The 25,740-nt window shown below is 36.9% G+C and carries 19 protein-coding genes and 1 tRNA gene; 12 read left to right on the forward strand and 8 right to left on the reverse strand.

All coding sequences use genetic code 11. From position 1 onward, the window contains the following. Positions 1-439: 439 nt before the first annotated feature. The 4 genes from H6F39_RS16580 to tatC form a co-directional block, all read right to left on the reverse strand. A tRNA-Lys gene (locus H6F39_RS16580) sits at positions 440-511 on the reverse strand. A gap of 62 nt (positions 512-573) precedes the next feature. After that, the gene (locus H6F39_RS16585) at positions 574-1,443 is read right to left on the reverse strand and encodes an aldose epimerase (RefSeq protein WP_190397066.1); all 870 of its coding nucleotides are present in this window, start codon (positions 1,441-1,443) and stop codon (positions 574-576) included. 142 nt (positions 1,444-1,585) lie between these two features. Then, complete coding sequence (pdhA, locus tag H6F39_RS16590) at positions 1,586-2,623, reverse strand: pyruvate dehydrogenase (acetyl-transferring) E1 component subunit alpha (RefSeq protein ID WP_137909555.1); 1,038 nt, start codon at positions 2,621-2,623, stop codon at positions 1,586-1,588. A 356-nt stretch (positions 2,624-2,979) separates the two neighbouring features. Beyond that, positions 2,980-3,774 (reverse strand): twin-arginine translocase subunit TatC, encoded by a 795-nt coding sequence (tatC, locus tag H6F39_RS16595; RefSeq protein WP_137909554.1) that lies wholly within the window; start codon positions 3,772-3,774, stop codon positions 2,980-2,982. 825 nt (positions 3,775-4,599) lie between these two features. On the opposite strand from tatC, the gene H6F39_RS16600 reads away from it, so the two are divergent. The 6 genes from H6F39_RS16600 to H6F39_RS16625 all read left to right on the forward strand — a co-directional run bounded on the left by H6F39_RS16600 (position 4,600) and on the right by H6F39_RS16625 (position 13,756). After that, positions 4,600-4,803, forward strand: a complete 204-nt coding sequence (locus H6F39_RS16600) for a hypothetical protein (protein ID WP_137909553.1) — start codon at positions 4,600-4,602, stop codon at positions 4,801-4,803. 428 nt (positions 4,804-5,231) lie between these two features. Continuing rightward, on the forward strand, positions 5,232-6,569 hold the full coding sequence (locus H6F39_RS16605; protein WP_190397067.1) for a P-loop NTPase fold protein: 1,338 nt from the start codon (positions 5,232-5,234) through the stop codon (positions 6,567-6,569). Beyond that, entirely contained in the window at positions 6,539-11,674 is a 5,136-nt protein-coding gene (locus H6F39_RS16610; protein WP_190397068.1) for a PD40 domain-containing protein, read from the forward strand. Before H6F39_RS16605 ends, H6F39_RS16610 begins: the two co-directional genes overlap by 31 nt. 49 nt (positions 11,675-11,723) lie before the next feature. Continuing rightward, positions 11,724-11,963: a 2Fe-2S iron-sulfur cluster binding domain-containing protein gene (locus H6F39_RS16615; RefSeq protein WP_137907864.1), complete on the forward strand. Its 240-nt coding sequence runs from the start codon at positions 11,724-11,726 to the stop codon at positions 11,961-11,963. A 339-nt stretch (positions 11,964-12,302) separates the two neighbouring features. Then, positions 12,303-13,112: a tryptophan-rich sensory protein gene (locus H6F39_RS16620; RefSeq protein ID WP_190397069.1), complete on the forward strand. Its 810-nt coding sequence runs from the start codon at positions 12,303-12,305 to the stop codon at positions 13,110-13,112. Between the two features lie 296 nt (positions 13,113-13,408). After that, positions 13,409-13,756, forward strand: coding sequence for a hypothetical protein (locus H6F39_RS16625; RefSeq protein WP_028090733.1), 348 nt, complete (start codon positions 13,409-13,411; stop codon positions 13,754-13,756). 293 nt (positions 13,757-14,049) lie between these two features. Here H6F39_RS16625 and lnt read toward each other — a convergent pair whose 3' ends face one another. Together lnt and gyrA are read right to left on the reverse strand one after the other, a co-directional pair. Further along, on the reverse strand, positions 14,050-15,645 hold the full coding sequence (lnt, locus tag H6F39_RS16630) for an apolipoprotein N-acyltransferase (protein WP_190397070.1): 1,596 nt from the start codon (positions 15,643-15,645) through the stop codon (positions 14,050-14,052). A gap of 101 nt (positions 15,646-15,746) precedes the next feature. Beyond that, entirely contained in the window at positions 15,747-18,362 is a 2,616-nt protein-coding gene (gene gyrA, locus H6F39_RS16635) for a DNA gyrase subunit A (RefSeq protein WP_137907867.1), read from the reverse strand. Positions 18,363-18,672: 310 nt separating this feature from the next. Between gyrA and H6F39_RS16640 the strand changes: the two genes are divergently transcribed. Then, positions 18,673-18,858 (forward strand): hypothetical protein, encoded by a 186-nt coding sequence (locus tag H6F39_RS16640; protein WP_190371848.1) that lies wholly within the window; start codon positions 18,673-18,675, stop codon positions 18,856-18,858. Between the two features lie 146 nt (positions 18,859-19,004). Here the strand turns inward: H6F39_RS16640 and H6F39_RS16645 are convergent, their stop codons facing one another. Beyond that, positions 19,005-19,199, reverse strand: coding sequence for a heavy-metal-associated domain-containing protein (locus H6F39_RS16645; RefSeq protein WP_028083656.1), 195 nt, complete (start codon positions 19,197-19,199; stop codon positions 19,005-19,007). Between the two features lie 162 nt (positions 19,200-19,361). Next, positions 19,362-21,677, reverse strand: a complete 2,316-nt coding sequence (locus H6F39_RS16650; protein ID WP_190397071.1) for a tetratricopeptide repeat protein — start codon at positions 21,675-21,677, stop codon at positions 19,362-19,364. 277 nt (positions 21,678-21,954) lie between these two features. Here H6F39_RS16650 and H6F39_RS16655 point away from each other — a divergent pair, with 277 nt between their 5' ends. The 5 genes from H6F39_RS16655 (at position 21,955) to H6F39_RS16675 (ending at position 25,708) form a co-directional block, all read left to right on the forward strand. After that, on the forward strand, positions 21,955-23,979 hold the full coding sequence (locus H6F39_RS16655; protein ID WP_137907869.1) for an FAD-dependent oxidoreductase: 2,025 nt from the start codon (positions 21,955-21,957) through the stop codon (positions 23,977-23,979). A gap of 204 nt (positions 23,980-24,183) precedes the next feature. After that, complete coding sequence (locus tag H6F39_RS21215) at positions 24,184-24,354, forward strand: hypothetical protein (protein WP_370539402.1); 171 nt, start codon at positions 24,184-24,186, stop codon at positions 24,352-24,354. Between the two features lie 118 nt (positions 24,355-24,472). Then, the gene (gene clpS, locus H6F39_RS16665) at positions 24,473-24,796 is read left to right on the forward strand and encodes an ATP-dependent Clp protease adapter ClpS (protein ID WP_137907870.1); all 324 of its coding nucleotides are present in this window, start codon (positions 24,473-24,475) and stop codon (positions 24,794-24,796) included. A 1-nt stretch (position 24,797) separates the two neighbouring features. Then, positions 24,798-25,094 carry a DUF2103 domain-containing protein gene (locus H6F39_RS16670; protein WP_028083665.1) on the forward strand — a complete coding sequence of 99 codons (297 nt, stop codon included), beginning with the start codon at positions 24,798-24,800 and terminating at the stop codon, positions 25,092-25,094. Positions 25,095-25,423: 329 nt separating this feature from the next. Then, positions 25,424-25,708 (forward strand): hypothetical protein, encoded by a 285-nt coding sequence (locus H6F39_RS16675; protein ID WP_190397072.1) that lies wholly within the window; start codon positions 25,424-25,426, stop codon positions 25,706-25,708. Positions 25,709-25,740 lie beyond the last annotated feature (32 nt).

The raw sequence follows: 25,740 nt of genomic DNA on the forward strand, positions 1-25,740 counted from the left end.
GAAATAGTTGATAAAGTTATTTCTGTTGCTCTCGATTTGATGAATCCTCAACATTTAAAAAATTGGTTCACTAATTGTTGTTACTGTACCTCATAACACCGGGAAGTGCTGTAAATTAATCAAAGCTGAAGAATGTTATTCTCAATTTAGTAACTGTAAAAATGTTACTAAGTTTTTAGACTTATCTAAGAGGATGTTTTAAAAGTGGTATTCCGTATCATCACATTTTTACCCCCCTTAGTCCCCCCTTACCAAAAGGGGAAACCGGAAAATCCAGTTCCCTTCCCTTAACAAGGGGAAGGTTAGGGAGGGGTCAAAAATATTTGATACATCAATCATGACTTTTCAAACACCCTCTAAATCACTTTTCCGCAATTCCTTTCACCAGATGTCTATTAATCACAGTACAACCAATGAAATTATACTTTAACCTAAAAAATGGGTCGCCCGGGATTCGAACCCGGAACTAATCGGTTAAAAGCCGAGTACTCTACCGTTGAGTTAGCGACCCTTTTGCTGTTTTTCCAACTTTATCAATATACCATAAACAGCCATGGTTTTGTCAAGGGGTTTTTAGAAAAAATTTGCTGTTAATTGGAAAGCCGCAGTACAACTAGCTCCTGGTGCTAAAACAGTCAAGTTATCACCCGTGTTAAAAGCATTGCGGGTGGCGCTCCAAGGCTCTAGACAATAGAAGTCTTTACCCTTCACAGTCCAAAACACCAACCAGGTGGTAAAATCATCATAATCGAGGGTGAGCTTGAATTTGCGACTATGATCTGTAACAGCGGCAGATTTAGCGGTTAGTCCACCAAAAGCAAAATCAATTTCATCTTGACTAAAGTCAAATTTGCCATTAAAAGCGTGAAATTCCTTGGTTTTGTTGTCTTGATATTCTCCAGAGGGAAGTTCCACCTCTAGCTGATTTTTGTCCCCACAGAGAAAATAAGGGTGGAAACCAGCGGAAAATGGCATGAGTGTAGATGACAGATTTTTATATTCCTGACGGACTGCTAAAGTATTACCTTGGAGTTCGTAGGTAAAAGCCAATTGAAAATCAAAAGGATAAACGGCCTTTGTTTCTTCATTGCTATTGAGAACTACGGTAACACTGGCTTTGTCTTGTGTATTTTGCTCCGTTGCTGTCCAAGGCAATTCCCGCGCAAAACCATGTTGTTTAATGGTATACGGTTTCCCATCAACATTATAAGTATTATCAGGTAAATTACCGCAAAGAGGAAACAAAATGGGATTACCACCTCTAACGCTCAAATCAGGATGAGTAAAGCGTTCAGCGTCCATATAGAAAATTTCTTGACCTTGAACCAGCCAACTAGTAATGATACCGCCTCTTTCTGGGACAACTTCTATTTGTGTACCAGCGGTTTTATCTGACAAGATGTAAGTTTTGTATTGTCTTTGTTGAATGTCAATGGTAAACATGATTTTATTTGGTTAGTTGACAGTTGATAGTTCCAATTACCCATTACCCATTACCTATTACCCATTACCTATTACCCATTACCCATTACCAATTACCAATTACCCATTACCAATTACCCATTACCAGTCCCCACTCCCTAATTTATTCGTCTTCAGCAAAAATGAAGCGATATAACTCGCTAGGGTCAGGTTCGGGGCTACTTTCAGCAAATTTAACTGCTTCCTCAATAATACCCTGAATTTTCCTCTCAATATCTTTGAGTTCTGCTTCCGTGGCTAGATTTTGTTCCAGCAAATAACCAGCTAACTTTTTAATGGGGTCACGAGCAAACCAAAATTCTTTTTCTTCCTTACTGCGGAGTTCGTCGGGGTCCGCCAGAGAGTGACCTCGGAAGCGATAGGTCATGGCTTCGATTAAAGTTGGACCTTCACCAGCACGAGCGCGGGCTACAGCTTCTTGAGCAACCTGACGGACTGCTAAAACGTCCATTCCGTCCACTTCCACACCCATCATGTTAAACACACTGGCTTTCTTGTAAATTTCTGGTTGGGAAGTTGCTCGTTCGTGAGCCATACCAATTGCCCACTTATTATTTTCTACCACAAAGAGAATTGGCAATTTCCATAAAGCTGCCATATTCAACGTCTCGAAAAATTGACCATTGTTAGCAGCACCGTCACCAAAAAAGCAAGCAGTTACTTGGTCTGCGGTTTTGTCTCCTAGAACTTCCCGACGGTATTTGGACTGGAAAGCCGCACCAGCAGCCACAGGAATACCTTCAGCGACGAAAGCATAACCCCCTAATAACCGGTGTTGGGCAGAAAACATATGCATAGAACCACCGCGCCCTTTACTGCAACCTGTGGCTTTACCGAATAATTCCGCCATAACTTCTCGTGCAGGTACTCCAGCACTTAAAGCATGAACGTGGTCACGGTAGGTACTGGAAACAAAATCTTCACCAGGACGCATTGCTCCTTTGATGATGCCACTACAAACCGCCTCTTGTCCATTGTATAGGTGGACAAAACCAAACATTTTTCCTCTATAATACATTTCGGCACATTTATCTTCAAATAAACGCCCTAATGTCATATCTTCGTATAAGCCCAATCCTTCTTCCTTGGTGATTTGGACTGTGGCGTTATTAAATGTGGGTAATACGCGCTCTTGAATCATGCTTGTGAAGTATTCCTATTGTAAAACAAACAAGTTAAGTTTGTCTTTGATTACGTTAGCGATAAATTAGCCAGCGTTGACAAAATTAAATTAATTAATTGATCAAAACCTATTTTATAGGGTAACAATCAGGATAACTGGCTTTCTGCATAGCGATTAACAATTAACGTGATTTTATAACCTAAGTTACTACTTAAAAAACACCTGTCAACTGTCCCCTGTCCCCGTGGCGTAGCAACTGTCACCTGTCAACTGTCCCCTGTCCCCTGTCCCCTGTCCCCTGTCCCCTGTCCCCTGTCCCCTGTCCCCTGTCCCCTGTCCCCTATCACCTGTCACCTGTCACCTGTCAACTTGAATTATTTCCCCGTGAGTTTGACTAGTCCAATACCACCAAAGTATAGCCCTAAAACTGCACCTGCTAAAAGACTTTGGGTTAAAGGATCTGTAGAAGGTGTTAAAATCGCTCCTAAAACCACTGATACCATAATTACATAACGCCAGCCTTTTAACATGATTTGTGAAGAAACAATTCCCAAGGAAGCCAGCAATAATTGAATAACTGGAACTTGGAACGCTAGTCCTGTAGTGAATAATAATAACAGCACAAATTCAAAATACTTGTCAATTGACCAAAGTTGCTCCACAACCTCAGCACCATAGTTAATGAAGAATTGCAAAGCAGCAGGGATGAGGGCAATATACGCAAATACTAATCCCCCTAGAAATAGCACGCTTGACCCTAGCACTACAGGAATGACTAAACGACGTTCCCGCACTGTCAGTCCAGGCAGCACAAATTGGATGATTTGATAGAGAATAAAGGGTGTAGTTAAGATTAAACCACCATAAGCGGCAACTTTCATGGAGACAAAGAAAAATTCTCCCGGTGCTAATTGCAGAAATTTAACGCCGTGAGCAGGAACTTCTAGTAATTGTACCAGGGGTTTGACTCCGATAAAACAACCGATAATACCGACTACCACAACTATGAGGGAATAGAAAATTCTTTGTCGCAACTCCTCTAAGTGGTCAAAAATTGACATTTCTACTTCCCCCGGTAACTCATCTAGGGGGTTAATAGCTGGTTCTCTCGATCCTTCTGGGTTGAAGTCCGGGGAATTTATAGTATCTACGTCTTGTGAAGAGGTCATGAGTAAGAAATGAAAGGAAACATTTGTGAGGCAATATTCGTTAACTATTTTGACACTCTTATTATAAATAGGCTCAAAAACTCTTGAAGTTGTCGTTAACTCAGGAAAATCACTCTATTGATTTTATTAATTTTTAGTATCATTTGCATATTTATTTTTATTTTCCCATTTTTAACTTTATGAAATTAGAGTATTAATTATTGCAAATGCTATTGAGCAGATCGCTAAATTAATACTACCGAATTAATCAGTATTAATTGCAGATAAAATCTCATTCCCTAATTTATTAAATGGCTGTATAGCTTATTTTAGATAGGTATTTAGTGCTTATATACATATAAGCTATAAAGACGAGAGAAATCAAAGAGTATATTTTTTACAGTATTTTATATGTTGACGCATAATATTCATATTTGTTTCTTGTAAAAAAACTTTTTTTTATCCGGGTTTTACTCATCAGATTTGCATAAGTATAAAGAACGTTATCTTGTGGCTAAATTCACTCTACCGGGGGGTAAGAGTAAATTTAGCAGTTACGGATCTGATTTTGATCTGTGAATGAATGAAAACAACGACTTGTTGATCTCAATTGCGGAGAAATCAAAGATATAGCAGGGGTAAAACCCAGTAAAAATCTAGATTTACTCCCTTGAATCAACAGGAATAGACTAATGCACCTGAAAATTGCACCATTTCTAGTATCGAATTAGACACTAGAGACAGGATTCCTTTGGCAATTTTGAGAATTATTAGTTCGTGTACAGGTTTTCACGCTCCTGATGACGTTGCTGATTACACAATCATCAATGGAAATTCAATCTCTATATGAAGAACATAATTGGTTTAGGACTAATGGTATTGTCGGTCTATCTATACAATGCCAATGCTTGTTTTGCAGGTAACAAGCTATCCGTAGACAATACTCAACTAACCAGCGAAAATAATACTCAATTACGGCTAGTGGCAAATCCGTCTGACAGAAGTGAGCAAACAGGAGATTGTATCCGTAAAGGTCAATGCAAGGATTAACATCATCTTGCACCTGACGAATAAAGGGGTAAATTATCAGAAAATCAGCGATAAGACTACCTGATTTTTATGGGTTCTTATCGCTAAATCAAGGTTTTGGTATGGTAAAATATTATCTGGTGTCATGAAATTAGATTAATTTTTATTAGTGGAAGATGGGAAGTTTAGGCGTGTTGCTCTTGATAAATATTAGTTTTAATATAAGTAAGTTATCTGTTAATGATTCTGTGTTCTCTTGTCTTGATCAACGAATGTTGACTCCGCGTATATTGAGACCCGGGAGTGTGAATGTTTAAGATCAGACTATGAAGAAAAAGATAAAATTATTTGTACTTCTATACCTGATTATTGCGGATAAGTCTGATTTTCCACTGTAAAAAGAAAATGACAGGTGGTGTCATGACCATTACAGTGTAAACCGGATTTTTATGCTTCTTAATTTAGAAAGATTTTATCAAGCTTGTAATCCTTCTCGGCCTTTGATGATTGAGAATTTAGACGACAGGAGCTATTATATTGATTTTGCTTCAGTGCGTGGGGGTAAGATCATTGAGGCTTTGCTGCGGACTATTACCAGAATTTCTCCCAATACACCAACTTGTCAACTATTTACCGGACATTTGGGTTGTGGGAAATCAACGGAACTGTTAAGGCTCAAAGCAGAGTTAGAAGCGCAAGATTTTCATGTGGTCTATTTTGAGTCCACCCATGTTTTAGAGATGGTGGATATAGATATTACAGATATTCTTTTAGCGATCGCTGGTTTGGTCAGTAAAAGCATGGAAGCAATAAAACTCCGTGTCCAACCTACGTACTTTACTAAATTGTTTAGTGAGGTGGTGGATTTTTTGCAAACACCGATAGAATTAGGAGTAGAAGCCGAATTATCCGTAGGTATTGGTAAAATTACCGCCAAAACCAAAGAAAGTCCACACTTACGCAGACGGTTAAGAGACTATCTAGAACCACGGACAGAAAATATCCTCCAATCAATTAACACAGAACTACTAGATCGAGCCAATTTAGAACTAAAAGCTAGGGGTAAAAAAGGATTAGTAGTCATTGTTGATAACTTAGATAGAGTAGCCATCCGTCCATTACCTTCTGGGCGATCGCTACCGGAATACTTATTCATTGATCGAGGAGACCAATTACGAAAACTGAATTGCCATATAGTTTATACTATACCCTTAGCACTAACATTTTCCAACGATAGCGCCCAACTACAACATCGTTTAGGGGGGGGACTAGCACCGAAAATATTACCAATGATCCCAGTGCGTCAACGTTCTGGGGAAATTAACATAGAGGGACTAGAACTCATGCGCCAAATGGTATTAGCAAGAGCATTTCCCAACAGTTCACCCCCAGTGCGTCTAAATTTAATTACCCAATTATTTGACAATAGTGATAGTCTAGATAGACTATGCTTGATTAGTGGTGGTCATGTCCGCGACCTGTTAGGATTACTATTTGATTGTTTACGAGAACAAGATCCACCCTTTGACAGAAATTGTGTAGAATTGGTAATCCGAAGACAACGAGATTATCGTGCTAATGCCATTGATATGAATGAGAGTGAACTAATATTTCAGGTGATCCAAGAACAACGAGTTAAAGGAGACATAGAGTACGATCTTTTATTACGTAGTTTATTTGTCTTTGAGTATCGTGATCACCAAGGAGTTTGGTTTGCAATTAACCCAGTTTTAGCAGAAACCGAAAAATTTAAATCATGGTTAAAAAACAGCAAGCAGATGATATAATCGCTACGAATAAACAGTCATTACGTAGTTTAGACAGAGCCATTACCTTTTCTAAAAATCAGTTTTCAGTCATCTTATTGTGCTGTAACTATAAATTTTTGCATGAGTTAATCCGGCAACAACTAGTAGAAATTGGTTGGGGAACTGACAAACTCCAAACTATCACTTTAGATAAAAAAACCACAAGTTTATATACAACAATTCAATCACAACTCAGCTTAACCCAACCTGCTGGATTAATGATTACCGGGTTTGAATTAGTTGATGACATAGACGATCTTTTGCGTTCCATTAATCAGGTGCGGGATGAATTTCGCAAATGCTATCAAATGCCCATGGTTTTTTGGATAAATGATCAAATTTTAGCTAAAATTTGGCAGTTAGCTCCCGATTTTGCCAGTTGGGCGGCCACGCCAATTAGATTTGACATGAATTCCCAGGGGTTGCTAGAACTTTTGCAACAAGAAACAGAGAATTTGTTTACCGAAATTTTACAAGGTGACTATACTCAGAGCAATCACATCAGGTTAGAAAAAATCTGGACAAATAAGAATCAACTCCATTATGCAATTTTTGAATTGAAGAACTGGGGGATAGAAATAGAACCAGAATTAAATTCCAGTTTAGACTTTATTTTTGGCATAGATGATTATATCAATAATCGAATTTATTCTGCTTTAAATAATTTTCAAAAAAGTTTGCATTTTTGGGATCAACAGGAAAATTTATTTCCAGAAAGAGAAAATACAGAAAAATGTATTAAGAGTTGTGGCGACTGCTATAGCCACAAAGATCATTCTGCTCTTGACTATAAGTATCCTTTAAAAAAGGCAATTTTATTGTTGTACGTTGGACTATGCTTTTATCGTCTTGCTAAACAAAATAAAAGAGCAAGTAAGTGTAATTTGCAATCAGCTAAAACAAGTATTTCGCAATCCTTTGAGATATTAGAACTTACTGGATGTAAAAAATTAGTATCTGAATTTATTAGGCAATTAGCAGAAATTTTATATATTTTAGGAGAATGGACAGAATTACAGGTTGTTGCTGAAAAATCCCTAGAATTACATCGAATATATGGGCAGAAAATTCAAGTAGCTTGTGATTATAATATTTTAGCACATATAGCTTTGCATAATTCAAATTCGATGCAGGCTAGTATTTTAGCATATACATCATTAATATACCTAGAAAAAGCCAGAAATAACGAGGAATTAAATCATTATTTATTACCTCTACTATTAGAACAAATTTATATGTTAACCTTAGCCCAAGCACTTAATAATCTGGGAAAAATAACGGTAGCAGCAGAATATATAGATCAAGCATCTTACAAATTATTATTAGCTTTAGAAAGTAGTGAATATAAATATGATATATATCGTTATATTAACTTATTGGAACTTTTGAAATCTCTATACTTTCAAGCGGGTCGGTATCTTCAATCCTATATCATTAAACAAAAACTCAATTCTCTAGATCAACAATATGGTTTTGTGCCATTTATCGGTGCTGGATGTTTAAAACCGCAGAAGAGAGTCACCAACCCCGGTTTAATATCTAAGTTGGGAAATAGTACCATAGCTTTAGAAATTACTGCTTCAGGCAGAGAAGATGATGTTAATAACTTAATTGGTAGAATTAGCCGTGCCGACCAAAAATTGATAATTATCCATGGACAATCAGGTGTAGGTAAAAGTTCTCTAGTTAATGCTGGCTTAGTTCCCGCACTGCAAAACCGCAGTGTAGGTGATCAAATTGCTGTACCAGTTGTTGTCCAAGTATATAGAAATTGGTTAAAAGAATTAGGGAACTGTTTAACTAAAGCTATGTTGAAAATGGCGAATAAATCAGCCCTAGAAATAGAATCTATAGAATCTTCAGATAATATCCAACCAGATATGAATGTTGATCTCATTTACCAACAACTCCGAAAAAATGCAGATAATCATCTAATTACAGTTTTAATATTTGACCAATTTGAAGAATTTTTCTTTGGTGATACAGACGGTCATCAAAAACAAGAATTTGATAAATTTATTAGTGATTGCCTAAGTATATCATTTGTAAAAGTTATTCTGACTTTGCGCGAAGATTATTTACATCGTCTCCTAGATTTTAAGTATGTTTCATCAATAGAAACAATTAAAAATAATATTCTAGACAAAAAATTTCGTTATCAACTTAATAATTTTTCTGCTGAAAATGCCAGACAACTTCTTGAAAACCTAACTGAACGTTCCCATAAATTACATCAGCAATCACAACTCAAATTAGAACCAGCTTTAATTGATGCTTTACTGGCTGATTTGTCTTCAGAGGTTGGTGAAATTCGCCCCATAGAATTGCAATTGGTGGGCGCGCAATTACAAGATAAATTTATAACTACACTGGCACAATATCAACCCTATCGCCCAAAGCAGTTAATTCAGGAATATATCCAAGAATTAATTAAAGAATGTGGACAAGAAAATGAACGGTCTGCTCTGCTAGTTTTATATTTATTAACCGACGAAAATCACAAAAGACCTTTTAAAACCCATGCAGAATTAAAAGCGGAATTGTCAGAATTAGAAGACACTGGTAATTTGGATCTAATTTTGAGTATTTTGGTTAATTCAGGATTGGTTGTGATCTTTCATAATTGTCCCAAGCAATATCAATTAATTCACGATTACTTAGTAGGCCTAATTCGTCATTTAGAACAACAGGAATCTGGACTACAAACACAAATTAATCAATTGCGAGATAAGGTCAAAAATAGCTATCAAGAAATTGAACGGCTCAGAAGTGAATTAAGCAAAACAGAAGAGAAGGTTATTTTAGTAGAGACTCAAAATCAACAGGGAGATAATTTACTTACAGAAATAAGAGAATTACGTCAGCGAGAGGAAGAAACTCAAATAAAAATTGAACGCTTAAGAACTGAACTAAGAGAAAAAGAGTTAATTGAAAAATTAGTAGAAAGCCAAAAAAAACAACATTTGAATGCAATTAGATTAAATATTGCTTTGAAAATTGCTTTAACAGCTTCTATTATTGCTATTTTTAGCTTGGCTAGTTCTGTAATTACCTCCATGAATAGTGAAATACAAACCTTAAGTGCATCTAGTGAAACTTTATTTGCTGCTCACAAAGGTATTAATTCTCTCAAAGAAAGTTTAAAAGCAGGTCAAAAATTACATAAAACTTTATGGGTAGATGCTTCTACTAGGGAAAAAGCACTAACCGCAATGTACCAAGCAATTTATGGAGTCAAAGAACGTAACCGCTTAGAAGGTCATATATCGGCGGTGAAAATGGTAACATTTAGCAATGATAAATCCTTAATAGCTTCCGCAGGTGCGGATACAACAATTAATCTTTGGAGTCCTTGCGGTCTGTTATTAAAAACTTTATCGGGTCATGAATCTGTAGTCAATAGTGTTAATTTCAGTCCTGATAGTCAAATGCTAGTTTCTGCTGGTCAAGACAACACAATTAAACTGTGGAATCGTAACGGTGAGTTACTGAAAACTTTACTAGGTCATAGTTCTGTAGTCAATAGTGCTAGTTTCAGTCCTGATGGTCAAATTATCGCCTCTGCAAGTACAGATAAAACAATAAAATTGTGGAGTCGAGATGGTAAACTAATCACAACTTTACTAGGTCATAAAGATGCTGTTTTAGCTGTAGCTTGGTCTAGTGATGGTAAAATTTTGGCTTCTAGCAGTAGCGATAAAACAATAAAATTGTGGAATCGAGATGGTAAACTAATTAAAACTTTACCAGCCCACGAAGATGCTGTTGTCGCCATAGCTTGGTCTGGTGATGGTAAAATTCTGGCTTCTGGGAGTTTAGATAAAAAAATCAAATTATGGAGTCGAGAAGGTAAATTACTAAAAACTCTAGCTGGACACAGCGGTGGTGTGATCGCTGTCAATTTTAGCCCTGATGGTCATACTCTAGCATCGGCTAGTATGGACGAAACAATTAAACTTTGGCATCTGAATGGTAATTTATTAGGAACACTGCGAGGACATAATAATTGGGTAAATAGCGTCAATTTCAGTCCTGACGGCCGAAGTTTAGCCTCTGGTGGTAAGGATAAAACTATTATTTTATGGCGTTGGGATAGTTTAATTTTGCGTAATCCCCAGGAAAATAACGATTGGGTAACAAGTATTAGTTTTAGTCCTGATAGTAGCATTGTTGCAGGAGCTAGTCGGGACAAAACTATAAAATTGTGGAATCGAGATGGTAAATTACTCAAAACCTTGGTTGGTCATCATGATCAAATTTGGGGTGTGGCCTGGTCTAGTGACGGTAAAATTCTCGCTTCTGGGAGTAAGGACAAAACAATAAAATTGTGGAATCGAGATGGTAAACTAATCACAACTTTACTAGGTCATAAAGATACTGTTTTAGCCGTAGCTTGGTCTAGTGATGGTAAAATTCTCGCTTCTGGGAGTAAGGACAAAACTATAAAATTATGGAATCGGGATGGTAAATTATTAAAAACTTTGGTTGGTCATACTCATGCTATTAACTGGGTTAGTTTTAGTCCGAATGGTAAATTATTAGCTTCTGCTAGTGATGACAAATTGGTTAAACTCTGGACAAGTGAGGGCGAAATCATCAAAAATTTAACAGGCCATACTCGCGGGGTCAATGGTGTAGCATGGTCACCCAATGGTGATGTTTTAGCTTCGGTTAGTCTTGATGGTATGGTTAATATTTGGGGTGAAAATGGTAAATTAATAAAAACACTAAGGGGATCTGGTGATGGTTTTATTGGTGTTAGTTTTAGTCCAGATGGTAAAACTTTAGCAGTAAACAGTGATCGTCAGGTTAAGTTGTGGAATAGACAAGGTGTTTTACTGATGTCTTTAAAAGGTGGTGATGAGGAGTTAACCGGTGTCAGTTTTAGTCCAGATGGTAAAATGTTAGCTGCTGGTAGTAGTGAAGGTAGGATAATTCTCAGGAAATTGTCAGATATTACATTAGAAAGTTTATTGAGAAGTAATTGCGATATAATAAGTGATTATTTACTATATAATCCGAATATGACTAGACGTGATGCTGATGGCGATCAAAGTTATCATAATTGGTGTGAGAATAATTAGGTGAAAGCAATAATAATTATTAACAATATTAACAACTCAAAACTGAGAAATGACTATGGAAATTACTTTTTTACCAGATGATGTTACTGTTAATGCTCAAGTGGGAGAACCTTTATTAGATGTAGCAGAACGGGCTGGGGTATCAATTCCCACCGGCTGTCGGATGGGTACTTGTCACGCTTGTACGGTAGAATTGGATGATGGGGAAATTGTCCGGGCTTGTATTACCGCAGTTCCACCCAGAAAGGAGAAGTTAGTCATACATCTTTTTAGTGATCCAAGTTGGTAATTATTAGACATTTAGTAAAAATTAAAATTACAGCGCATTACCATCAGGGTGAGGTAGACTTTTGGCGGGCATCTTGCCCGCACCACAAGATTTTGATCATTAATATCTGTACTTCATCAGATTGGAAACTGCTGTAAATATGCGTTACTAGAAACCGTTGTGGGGACAATTCATGAATTGTCCCTAGAACCTTGACCAGAGGTGTCTAATTATGCAATTCTGATTTTATAGTTTCTGTCAACTACCTTTAGATAGTTGGATAAATAGAAATTGGTGTTTAATTATGATAATGTCATTAAAACGGACAGAAATTGATGTTTAAGCTCTATTATAGAATATATGCGGCGATCTACCCCTGACAATTACCAAAATTACCAAAATTACCAAAATTACCAAAATTACCAAGATTTTATCCGACAACTGATCACTTTATTAGCTATTGTTGGTTCTTTTTTAGTGAATGTAGCATTAAATATTTTTCCGCCCTATGGACTTCCTTTATATGCGGTTTATGAAAAATTTTACCAAGGTGTGCTGATTATCCCTGCTAACTATGCTTTTGGGGTATGGGGACTGATTTATTTAGGATTATTCACTTTAGCAATTTATCAATTTCTCCCCTATAAAAGAACGGATGAAGACTTACGTAAAATAGGGTATTTATTAGTTATTGCTTGTGTTTTTCAAAATATTTGGTTGTATTTATTTCTATCTAGATTCTTTACTCTTTCTCTGGTGGCCATGTTCGGTACTTTAGTACCACTAATGGTTATTTATCATCTTTTGCGTATTGGCAGAAAGCGGATATCTGGGAGAAAAAAGTTATGTTTACATATTCCCGTGAGTATTTATTTGAGTTGGACTAGTGTTGCCACTATGGTGAATGTGGCTTGTGTACTGTATTTTTATGGTTGGAATGGTTGGGGACTTAATCATCAAGTATGGGCTATGATCATGCTTGTGGTAGCTGCAACGATTGCGACTTTAATCATGATTACGTGCGATGATATTATTTATGTTTATGTGACATTTTGGACATTAATAGCGATCGCTATTAGACATAGTAACATTGATTTAGTGCGGAATTTAGGGATATTTTTACCGATTATTTGCCTGATGATGGCACTAATTAAACGTTCCCGTGATTAAACAAAAATGATCTTAATTTAAAGCAGATAGAGTCCAAAGTCAAAAATTACCCTGATCAAATTCTGACTCTTTGCGCTTTTGCGTGAGGTAAATGTCGTGATTGATGTTATTCTGTTTTTGAGACATCCATCTTTTAAATGATTAAACTTGGTAATTATGTGTTGTTTCGCGCAAAGATGCAAAGGCGCAAAGTGAAAATGTATTTAATTAGAATAAATAGGTAGTATCTCTAGTAATAGTTTTTTGTCAAGCATTATACTATTTAATACACAAATTAAAGACTAAAAGCCCACTTAATGGACAACACACCAATTACTCTTTATAGACAAGGAAATGCCAGTTCTCCCAGAATGGATAATGTTCGCCCTGATAAGGATATTGCTTGCTATGATAAAGATGGACAAGTATGGGTTGTGACCACGTTAGCAGATGGGGAATCAACAGGTGGAATATCAACATTTGCTAATCCAGGTTATGGTAAAAATTGGTGGCAATTACAAGCAGGAACAAAAATACCAGAACAGCTAGAATTAGTTAATGACTATGATAATCATTGGCTGTGGAAGCCCATTCAAGATATGCCATTGGAGGATTATAAAGAAGCATTACAACAGATAGGCACATATTTCTCTAAAGTTAATTAATAATAGTTACAGTCATCATGGGAAGGAATTAGCTATGGATTTATCATTTAAAGACATCAAATTCATGATTGAAGCTGTTGATAATTTGATGGTCAAATACCAAGAAAGAATCAATCAAATTGAAGACTCGGATGAATATGAAGATGAAGTTTCTGATCTAGGGAATGATATAATGTTTTTATCATCACTTCGTAAAAAAATAGATGATAGTTTAAACGATAGTCTGAATCCGAAAATAGATACTACTGCTTTAAGAAAATTTGTCAGCAAAAGGAGAAAAAAAGTCATCAAAATCACAGGAATACCCACACCAAAACCCCTAACACCAACAATAAAGGGGTTAACCAATCACCCCAGCGTACATATAAAGTCTGAGTTTGACGGGGATAAATAGTTTCTGCGTGGGTTTCGTAGGTATTATATCCTGATTTCCATAAAGTTTGACCATGAGGATTAATAAATGCGGAATAGCCGGTATTTGTTGCCCTTACAGCCCATCTATCAGTTTCAATTGCCCGCATGATATCCTGGGCATGATGTTGATTTGCCATTGCTGGCGTATAATGAGCATCATTAGCAGAACTGAGGATAAATTTCCCACCCATAGCAGCTTGATAACGGAAATTTTCCGCAAAAGCTGATTCATAACAAATACCAATAATCACCCTACCAAAAGGAGTATCAAAAATTTGATTAACTTGACCCGGAACTTGATGTGCTTCTAGTGGTGATAAACGTTGAATAATTCCTCCTAAAACATTTTCAAAAGGAATATATTCTCCTAAAGGAACAAGTTTAGATTTATCGTAACGGCTGGTAACTTCCCCATTTCCCAAAACAGTAAATAAACTATTTGTATAACTACTGTCTTGTTCACCAAAAGCACCTATCCAAGCTATCACACCCCGTTCTCGAATAGCAGCTAACAAAGGAGTTTGGGGTAAATTACGGGCAAAAATAGGTATAGAAGCTTCTGGAGTAAGAACAGCTTGGACACCTTGATTAGTTAAATTTAAATATCCTTGAGTGTAAGCTGTCATAGCCTGACGCAAACCTTGAGGAAGAACCTTAATTTTATTAGGAATGTTACCTTGAATAATGCCAATTTTTAAAGCTGTATTTGGGGTAAAATTCAAGGGGTTGCTATAGAGGATAAAGCCAATCAAATGGGAGGTAATTAAGAGAGTGGTGGCTAAGATTAAGTAGGAATTAACGAACCACAGAGGCACAGAGGACACAGAGGTTTTTGGATGAAGTGTTCTTTCTTCTTTCGCGCTTTTGCGCCTTTGCGTCAGATATTCAGCAATAAAGCCATTAAAAGCGACAATTACCGCAGTGACAGTATTGGGTCCTGAAAGTTGTCCTAAATGGAGAATTACGAGATTGTATGGTGATTGAGTGTACGCTAAAGAACTCCACCATAAAGGTCCGGCACTCCAGAGGCTTTCTAAGCCACACCAAAGGCTTATACCAATGAGAACACGCAAATAAGGGTTTCCCTTGTTTAGACGCACCATTAAAGCCGCCCAAACAGAGACGAAAATTCCCCCCCAGAGGCTGATAAATGCCCAACAAAAGAGGGTAATAATTAAGCTCGGTAGCCAAGGGACACCCAGCCAGTCCATGGGATGAATACCTGTAATCCATGATATGGCAACTCCGTGATAACCGATACCCCAGATGAAGCCAAGAACAGGGGGAGATGGATAATTTTTATCTGTCTTTGGTGTAAATTTAACTACTAGCATCCACAAGGGGGTTAGGGATACCCAGGCTAAGAACCATGCACCAATAGGGGCGACGGTTGTTCCCATGAATATGCCACTGAGGAGAGACAAGGTATAATAGATGATGGGAATGGATATCTTTTGGTGTCTGAGTTTTAGCATTTTGTTTAATTTTGGACGTTACTGATTAAGAAGTCTCACGCAAATACGCAAAGGCGCAAAGGTAAGAGTTTTTAAGTCAGCAACGTCTAATTTTAAATGGTTTATTCTGCGTCCTCTAGTTCTCCATTATCACCAGTGTCGGGGGGAACAATCGCAACTCCAGTAATAGCATCATCTTCATCTAAACGTTGCACTTTAACTCCAGTGGCTGACCTTGACTGAATAGAAATTGCATTGACGGCTTGACGAATAATAATACCACGATTGGTGGCCATCATGATTTCGTCGTCGCTGTTGACAATTCTTAAAGTGGCTAGTTTGTCTTTGGTTTTCCGGGTCTTGAATTTGGTGGCCATTAAACCTTGACCAGCCCGGTTTTGCAGTCGGAATTGAGAAACAGGAACACGCTTACCATAACCGCCTACGGTAATGACTAGTACCCATGGTCCGGTACTATTGCTGTTACTGGTTTCTGCGGTTTCTTCGGTATTTTCAATTTCAGCAATTTCTAAGGTTTCTTCTATTTCTGCTGTTTCTTCTATTTCCACTTCTGTGCTAGTATCTAAGGTGTCGAGAATGGCCGCAGGTAGGATATCCATACCTATGAGTTCGTCTTTATCCTTGAGTTTCATGGATTTTACACCACGGGTGGCTCTTCCCAGGGGACGCAGTTGGTCATGAGTACAGCGGAAGTGAATGGCCATACCTTGACGTGAACCGATAATTATACTGTCTTCTACTCTGGCTCTTCTCACCCAGCGTAGTTGGTCACCTTCTTCTAAGGATATGGCAATTAGTCCGTTGGCGCGAATATGGCTAAATGCTTCTAAGACGGTTTTTTTGATGTTACCGCCTTTGGTGAGCATCACAAGATATTCTTCGCTACTAAATTCGTCTACTGGGACAATAGAAGTAATTTTCTCTTCCTTGGGAATGGGTAACATTTGGACTATGGGTGTCCCCCGACTGGTGCGCGAACCTACGGGTATTTGATAGGCTTTGAGTGAGTAGACAACTCCGCGATCGCTAAAGAATAAAATGCTATCATGATCACAGCAAGTTAAGAAATGCTCAATGGTATCATCATCTTTAACTTTAGCACCAGCTTTACCCCTAGTAGCGCGGTTTTGAGATTCAAAGGTGTTGACGGGCATCCGTTTGATGTAACCTTGTTCTGTAACCAGAATCACTGCTTTTTCGTTAGCAATTAAGTCAATGTCATCTATATCTCCTTCTCCATGGGTGATAACCGTGCGGCGGGGTGTAGCAAAGCTGGCTTTAATTTGGCCGATTTCCGTTTCGATGATTTCTAAAACCCGTTCCCGTCTGGCTAAAATATCCTGTAAGTCGGTGATTTTAACTTGTAATTCTTCGTGTTCCAGGCGAATTTTATCCGCTTCTAAAGCCGTTAACCGTCGCAACTGCATTTGTAAAATTGCGTCTGCTTGCACTTCGGAAAGTCCGTAATTGGTAATTAACTCTCCTTTGGCTGTGGGTGCGTCCGGTGCATGACGAATTAAAACAATAATTGCATCTAATTGTGACAGAGCAATTAGTAATCCTTGCAATAGGTGATCTCTTTCTTCTGCTTTCCGTAATTCGTAGCGGGTACGGCGTTCTATGGAGAAAATGCGGAAGTCCAGGAAAACGCTGAGGAATCGTTTGAGGCTAAGGGTTTGAGGTTCGCTATTGACTAATGCCAACATATTCGCCCCAAAGTTAGCCTGTAGGGGAGTTTGCTTATAAAGGTTGTTTAAAACGACACGGGGATAGGCATCACGTTTTAATTCGATGACGATTCTCATACCGTCTCGATCGCTTTCATCGCGGATATCTGCAATACCTTCGATTTTCTTATCATTCACCAATTCGGCAATTTTTTCGATTAATGCGGCTTTATTGGTTTGATAAGGTAATTCGGTAATGATAATTGCTTCTCGTTCGGGACGGTTGCGTTGGGCAATGGTTTCAATATTGGCTACACCCCGCATGGTAATTGAACCGCGACCTGTGGTGTAAGCTTCTTTAATACCACTGACTCCCAATATCTGCGCTCCGGTGGGAAAGTCGGGACCGTGAATATACTGCATTAATTGTATGTCAGTAATTTCAGGATTGTGAATTAATGCTACTAATCCATCAATTAATTCTCCTAAATTATGCGGAGGAATATTTGTCGCCATTCCCACTGCAATTCCCGAAGAACCATTTAACAGGAGTTGGGGAATGCGGGAGGGTAAAACCGTTGGTTCTTGTTGAGAACCGTCGAAGTTATCAGCAAAGTCTACTGTTTCTGCTTCAATATCTTGGAGAAGAGCGACACTTGTTAATGCGTGCAATCGGCATTCTGTGTACCGCATAGCCGCCGGTGGATCATTATCTACCGAACCAAAGTTACCATGACCATTGATGAGGGGCGATCGCATAGAAAAATCCTGTGCCATCCGTACTAAAGCATCATAAACCGCAGTATCACCGTGAGGGTGATATTTACCCAATACTTCCCCTACGACACGGGCGCATTTTCTAAAGGGGCGATCATGTAGCAAACCTAGTTCGTGCATAGCATAGAGGATGCGACGATGCACAGGTTTGAGACCATCCCTAGCATCTGGTAACGCCCGACCCACAATGACGCTCATAGCGTATTCTAGATAAGACCGCGACATTTCATTTCGCAAATCTGTCGGGATAATCCTCTCCTGTGAGGTTGTCATAGACTCCAAAACTCCAAAAAATGTAGATTTTAGCTTTCAACTTGACAAAATACAAAATTATGTCAAATAAACTTTGAATAGTTGTCATATTTTGCTATAATTCTAACACATTGTCACCCAATTTGCACAAATACTATCCAATCGGCCAAAATAGTCAATCAGATCCAGAAAATGAAAGTTGATTTTGTGTTTATTAAGTAATATTAGATGATCTAAAATTCAAGAAAATAAAGCCATTAAATAAGCCAGAGAATTAAATAATAGAAATATATAAGAAATTGAGACAATTTTAATTTATAAATTTACGAGAATGAATAAGGAGAAAATAAAAGCCATATTTAGATTAAGTCAGTTAAAACAAACTATACAGCAGTTTCCAGTATTATTAAGTACAGATATTAATGATAAAACTCCTGTTGTGCGGGCATCTTGCCCGCATAAAGTATACCTCACTCAAGCTGAACTTGCTGTAAATGCCTATTTACTAATTATTTGATAATAGTTCTTCCTCGTCATTTACATGATAACAAATTTTAAATCAATTGTCAACCCCTAAATCTTCTTTTTTCCTGCGACTTGATTGAGAAAATAAGACATTATGTGATTTAGGGTGCGTTACACAAAGCTGAACGCACCATTCCATTAAGAAGGAGGATAACCAGCAGCAATTAAAGCTTCTTTGATAGCAGTTTCCGAAGCTTGAGTATCTACATTGACAAGTTTTGTTTGAGGGTTAGCTTCCACAATAGCATTAACATCAACAATCTTAACGGCATTAGTGATTTTATTAGCACAAACAGAACAAGACATTCCCGGAACAGTAAGTTGAATAGTCATAAACAAAAAAGAGGTGAAAACTAAATTACAAATAAGACAATGTTTGCAAAAACAAAAATATTATATCCTAAATCCTCCAGATTAATTAGTTAACATAGAACATATTTTAGAAGAAACTCAAGAAAATTGTGGTTTGGGTTAAATGAAAACCCAACGAAAGTTTTAACCCTGAATTAATACTTGAAAATCTGGCTCATTTTTGAGATGATCAAAATCAATATCATTTCCAGCGTCTTCCCGATAATTAGGATTAAATTCAATGGCTTTTTGCAGATTTTCTAAAGCTAATTTAACTTGTCTTTGTAGTGCATAACAAGCAGCTTTGTGATAATATACAATATGATAATCAGGTTTAATTTCTAGTGCTTTATCAAAACTGCTAATTGCTTGATCATCTTCTCCCAACCTAACTAAAGTATAACCGCGTTTATGCCAAATTTTAGGAGAATTAGGTTGAAATTCTAAAGCTTTATCAAAAGAAGCAATTGCGTCTTCATAGCGTTCTAACTCTACCAAAGATAAACCACGATTTACCCAAGCAACTCCATCATCAGGTTTAATTTGAATAGCTTTATCAAAACAGTTAAAAGCTTCTTGATGTTTTCCTAATTTTCCACAAGATACACCAATATCACACCAAGCTTGATGATATTCGGGATTAATTTTAATAGCTTGATTATAGGACATAATAGCATCTTTATAGCGGTTTAATCTATTGAAGATTAGACCACGTTTGAGCCAATTTTCTGGATTTTCAGGTTGAATTTTAATGATTTGTTCATAAATAGCTAAAGCATCTTGATGACGTTTTTCTAAAAATAGCATTTCTGCTTCTTTTAGATAATCATTAAGAGAAGTTTGTGGTTGTAATGGTTCTGGTGCTTTTTCTATGACTGGGGGAGGTGTAATTTCCGCTAGTTCTTTGAGAATTATATCTTTCCGTTGTTGAGCATCAATTTCTAATTTCTGCAAATTTTCTAAAGTAATAATTTGCTGTTTTTGGACATCATTTTGTAAATCTGAAAACTGAGATGTAAATACTTCTTCAGATTGTTCTAAGTTGTCTATAATTTGCTGCTGTCGTTGAATAGCTGTATTTTCTAATTCTGTAATTTGCTGAGAAAATTCAATTTCTAAATTTTGCAGATTTTCCAGAATAGTAGTTTGCTGTTTTTGGACATCATTTTGTAAATCTGAAAACTGAGATGTAAATACTTCTTCAGATTGTTCTAAGTTGTCTATAATTTGCTGCTGTCGTTGAATAGCTGTATTTTGTAATTCTGTAATTTGCTGAGAAAATTCAATTTCTAAATTTTGCAGATTTTCCAGAATAGTAGTTTGCTGTTTTTGGACATGATTTTGTATGTCTGAAAACTGAGATGTAAATTCTCCGCAGGATTTTTCTAAATTGTCTATAATTTGCTGCTGTCGTTGAATAGCTGTATTTTGTAATTCTGTAAGTTGCTGAGAAAATTCACTTTGGGATCTAGATAAATCCTGAATAAATTGATATTTTTGGATTTGCGTATCAGTCTTTAATTCACTAACTTCAGATTTAAATAGATTATTGAGATTTTCGATATTCTCTATAACTATATCTTTTTGATTTTTAACATCTAATTGAAATTGAGATAATTCACTGGTAAATTCTACTTGTAATTTGACTAAATTCTCAGAAGTCTGATATTTTTGTTGTTGAGATTCTGACTCTACTAACTGAAATTGAGATATTAAATTACTGCGAGATTTTTCAATGTCAATAATAGCAATATCTTTTTGATTTTCCACTTCTAACTTGAGTTTGATAAATTCAGAAAATAAATCAGTTTCTAACTTTTTGATATTGTCAATTGTAATTTTTTGCTGTTGAGCAGATAAATTTAATCGTTCTAATTGAGTATTCAATGTAAACTCTAAATTACTGATATTTTCTTGAGCAGATTTCACCTCAATTTCCAAAGCTGTTAAAAACTCTTGTTTTGATTTAGGTAAATCAGATAAAAGAATGGATAAATTTTCTTGTTCACCCTGAATCTTTTGTTTAAGATTATCAACTTCCTGCGCTAATTCTTGCGTAGTATTTTGAGATTCTCGAATCAGGTTTTTAGCTTCTGTTTGAACTGTAGTTAATTGAGTTTGCAAATTTTCAATCCCTTGAATTTGTTGCATTCCTCGTTCTACAATTTCCCTAATTATAGCTCGACGAAAAAACCATAATACCGCAATTAAAGCTACAGGAAATAAACTTAAAATAGTTAACCAAATATTGATTAAAGTATTTGTGCGAGTAAAGGCAATTTCTAAATCAGATTTGACTGGTTTTTGCGCTAATTTTTCCTGGTGCTGATTTGATAGTACCTGAGCGGTAGCAGATGGTACAATGCTTTGACTAATAAAAGCCGTTAATAGCACTAAAGGTGAAAGGAAAATGGTACTTTTTAAAGCTAGATTTGAGAATATGGGGTTTTTGTTCTTCATGACAATTTTCCCTAGTCGGTAGTTAGTTTTTACAATGGTGTGCTTATATTCCCTCTATCATAGATGATTAGTGTCAGGTTACTGGATTTTTAGGTTTTTTTGATATTAACAGATTTTGCGATTTTACTGTTAGATGTTGTCATGAAAACAATTAAAAGCTATTAATGTCTTTAAGTCCACGGACTTTAAGTACCATAATCATGTAAAATGAAGTACTAATCTTTTCCCAATGATACCCTATATAATTTGACATAGTAGTGTACAGAGTGCAGAAACCATGAAACAAAGATACAAGAAAGGCTTACAAACATTCATTAGTTTTAGCTTATTTACCACATTCCTCGCTCCTTATGCGGTTACAGCCACTCCTCCACGGACTCCAGATAAAACGGTCAACTGTGAGCTTCTAGTCGTGGGTGGTGGACTCTCAGGAGTAGCAACAACTTATGAAGCCTTACTTGCGGGAAGAACAGTTTGTTTAACAGAAATAACCGACTGGTTGGGGGGACAAATTTCCTCTCAAGGGACATCTGCATTGGACGAAAGACCAACTCAAAGATCTAAACAATTCTATTCCCGTGGATATTTGGAATTAAGAAACCGTATTCAACGCAAATATGGTAAACTTAACCCTGGTGAATGTTGGGTAAGTGATTCCTGTTTTCTTCCTAGTGATGCTCATAATATGATCACACAAATGCTCAAAGATGCCGAAAAGAAAGGTAAGGGAAAATTACAATTTTTTCCGAATACAGTAATTAAAGATTTAGAAATTAGTCAAGATGGCAAAATTATTAATAATGCGATCGCAATTCAACATCAACCACTACCAGGTACACCACCTTTAAATACTAATACTTTATCCCAAACCATTGCCGATGCTTATAGTTATGAAAACTCATCTTTGTTGAGTAAAACTATTATTCGTTTTCTTCCTAAACCAACTCCCAATAAGTTTGGCAAATGGTACGTTATAGACACAAGTGAAACCGGGGAAATTATTGCTTTAGCAGATGTTCCCTACCGTTTAGGAATTGATGCACTTTCTCACCTTGAACCTTCATCTTCTAGCACAACTAATGATCCTTATTGTACTCAAGGGTTTACTTATACCTTTGCTATGGAGGCAACAAAATCACCGCAACAAATCACAATGCCGTCATTTTATTCCCAATATGCACCATATTTTAGTTATGAATTAAAACGATTAGCAAACTTTGATTTAGTATTTACCTATCGCCGAATTTGGAGTCCCCAAACAGGACAATTAACTAAATTTAATGGTGTGAAATTTACCGTACCCACACCAGGGGATATTTCCATGCAAAACTGGACTTGGGGAAATGATTACCGTCCAGGAACAGCCGCAGATAATCTGATTTATACTCGTCAACAATTAGAAAATTCTGGACAGTTAAAACCAGGAGGTTGGCAAGGTGGACTACGCACAGAAACCCTCCGCAAAGCTGAAGAAAAGGCTTTTTCTTATTTTTATTGGTTGTATGCAGGAACTACAGATTCTCAATTAGGAGAAGGAGTAAAACAACCGCAAACAAATATTCGTTTTTTAACAGGTTTAGATTCACCTATGGGGACGGTTCATGGTTTATCTAAATACCCCTATATGAGGGAAGGAAGACGTATTATTGGCCGTCCCAGTTGGGGACAACCGGAAGGTTTTGGGATTTGGGAAGTTGATATTTCTCGTCGTAATTATAATGATGAATATTATCAAAAAAATCTCCCAGCAAATATGTATCGTAATTTAAAAGCAACAGTGGCTGGTTTAGAAGTAACATCTGTAATTATGGGTAAAATTTCCCCAGAAAAAGTTGTTCGCAGAAGTCGCTCTACAATTTATCCTGACGCTGTAGGTATTGGTCATTATGCGATAGATTTTCATCCTTGTATGACAAAAACTCCAGCGGAACTACCTGGTAATACGGAACGTGCAGGAGAAAGAAGAGGTGCGGGTCTTGCTTATCCTTTCCAAATTGCACTCCGGGCAATGATTCCCCAAAAAATTGATAATTTATTGGTAGGAGGAAAAAGTATTGCTACTAGTCATATTGCTGCTGCTGCTTATCGAGTTCATTCTTTTGAATGGTCTTCTGGTGCTGCTGCGGGAACTGTGGCTAGTTTTGCTTTAAAACAAGGAATTGACCCCTATGAATTAGTTAATGATTTACCTAGACAAGAACCGCAATTAGAAATTTTAAAACAGATTTTGACGGAAAATGGTAATCCTACGGCTTTTCCTGATACTTCTATTTTTAACGAAAATTGGGATGATTGGCGGTAAATTTAGTCTTTTTGGGGTTTACTGTGTAAACCCCGATGATTATTGTGAGTTGGGATCAGATTTTTTAACTTTAGTTTTGATATTTGCCATCATAACCCCTATTGGTCTACACGATATTTCGCGGCTGATTGGCAAAAATGGAATGTTGATCGGGTATTTATTCAAGCTTATAATGATGCTAATTTTCCAGAGGAATTAAATTATGTGAAAAATTCGGCAGGAATTGCTATTACTGAGAAACAATTCCATCGTTTAAAAGAAATAGTAAATAACCCTGCTATTAAGAGTGTTTTAGTTTTTCCCGCTTCTGGAAAACCAGAAGAAACGGCTTCTACCTTCAACAGCTTAATCATGAAATCAAATGGTTTACCTTAACCAAATATTATTTTGACATATTATCGGCTTGTGCTTGACTACTAACCCAGCCAGCAATAGATTAAACTAGTTATTTGTAATCTTAGTTTGAACAAATTCGTTTTTGGCTCATTTTTCTATGGTGACAAAACTTGTGGATGTGTATACTATGGTCTCAGCACCAACTGTGACACCTGACCGGGTTAATCAAGTGACTCGCAAAACCTATCCTAATTATAAGGTGATTGTCTTGAATGATGATTTTAACACTTTTCAGCACGTCGCTGAATGCTTAATGAAGTATATTCCCGGTATGTCGAGCGATCGCGCGTGGGATCTGACTAATCAGGTCCACTACGAAGGACGAGCAATTGTCTGGACAGGACCCCAAGAACCAGCGGAATTATACCACCAGCAACTACGTCGCGCTGGGTTGACAATGGCTCCCCTGGAACCAGTCTAATATGTCTAAACCCACCGATGGTAGACTTGTTTGGAATCACTCTACCCATATTCCCGGTCTAATTCCCATTTTAGAACGCTTGTGCCAACACAATGGCATTCTTACTGTCACACCTGCGGTAATTGGGAGAGCCAGGGGTCATGCTCCAAAAATGCAGTTGCGTGTGTCTGTACCCATTCGCGGTGGTTATAAAATCATTGCGCGTCAAGGTAAAACAGTACAGGAGGTGTTTATCCTCACAACTTTACTACAGGATGAACTGGAAAGTGCGATAGCCATTGCTATGAAAATTGCGTAAATTATGAATTTACAAACAGCAAGGTTAGAACTAAATTTCAGTTTTAACCTTGACTTTTGATTATTCTTCAATGTTTGATATTTCTATGGAAACCTAGTCTAAAGGATTATGCCTAGTAGTTGTACAAAATAGTTACAAACCGCAATGCTTCCACAACTTTCTTTACATATAATGGATTATTTAAAGTTTTATGACAATATTTAATACAATATTTAATATTTATGCAAGGCATGATACACTTAAAATTAAGTATTACAACTAAAATCGAGTTGCTGTAAAAAATAGAAGAGTAATATTAGTAATATTAGTATTTGAGGTAATAATTAATTATGCAAATCAAAGGAATAGCACTCTCCTTAGTTTTGGGTCTTTCTTTACCCATAGTTGCAGATGTTTGTGTTCCGAGTCAAGCTGTAGCTAATCTTGCTTTTCCAGAGGGAAAATTTTTTGATGTCGAAGGACAACTACAACCACCCAGTTGGAATTTAACACTTTGGAAAGCTCAAGGTAAATATTACTACAAAAACTTAAATCCCACATTCCGCACCCCAAACTGTCACAGAGGTAAATTACGTAGAGAAAAAATTAAAGAGAGCATCAAAACAAACATATAAAGTGAAAAAAGGCATTTGAGAAACAGTAAATC

It is taken from the genome of Dolichospermum sp. FACHB-1250 (genome assembly GCF_014696335.1).
Classification (GTDB): Bacteria; Cyanobacteriota; Cyanobacteriia; order Cyanobacteriales; family Nostocaceae; genus Dolichospermum; species Dolichospermum planctonicum.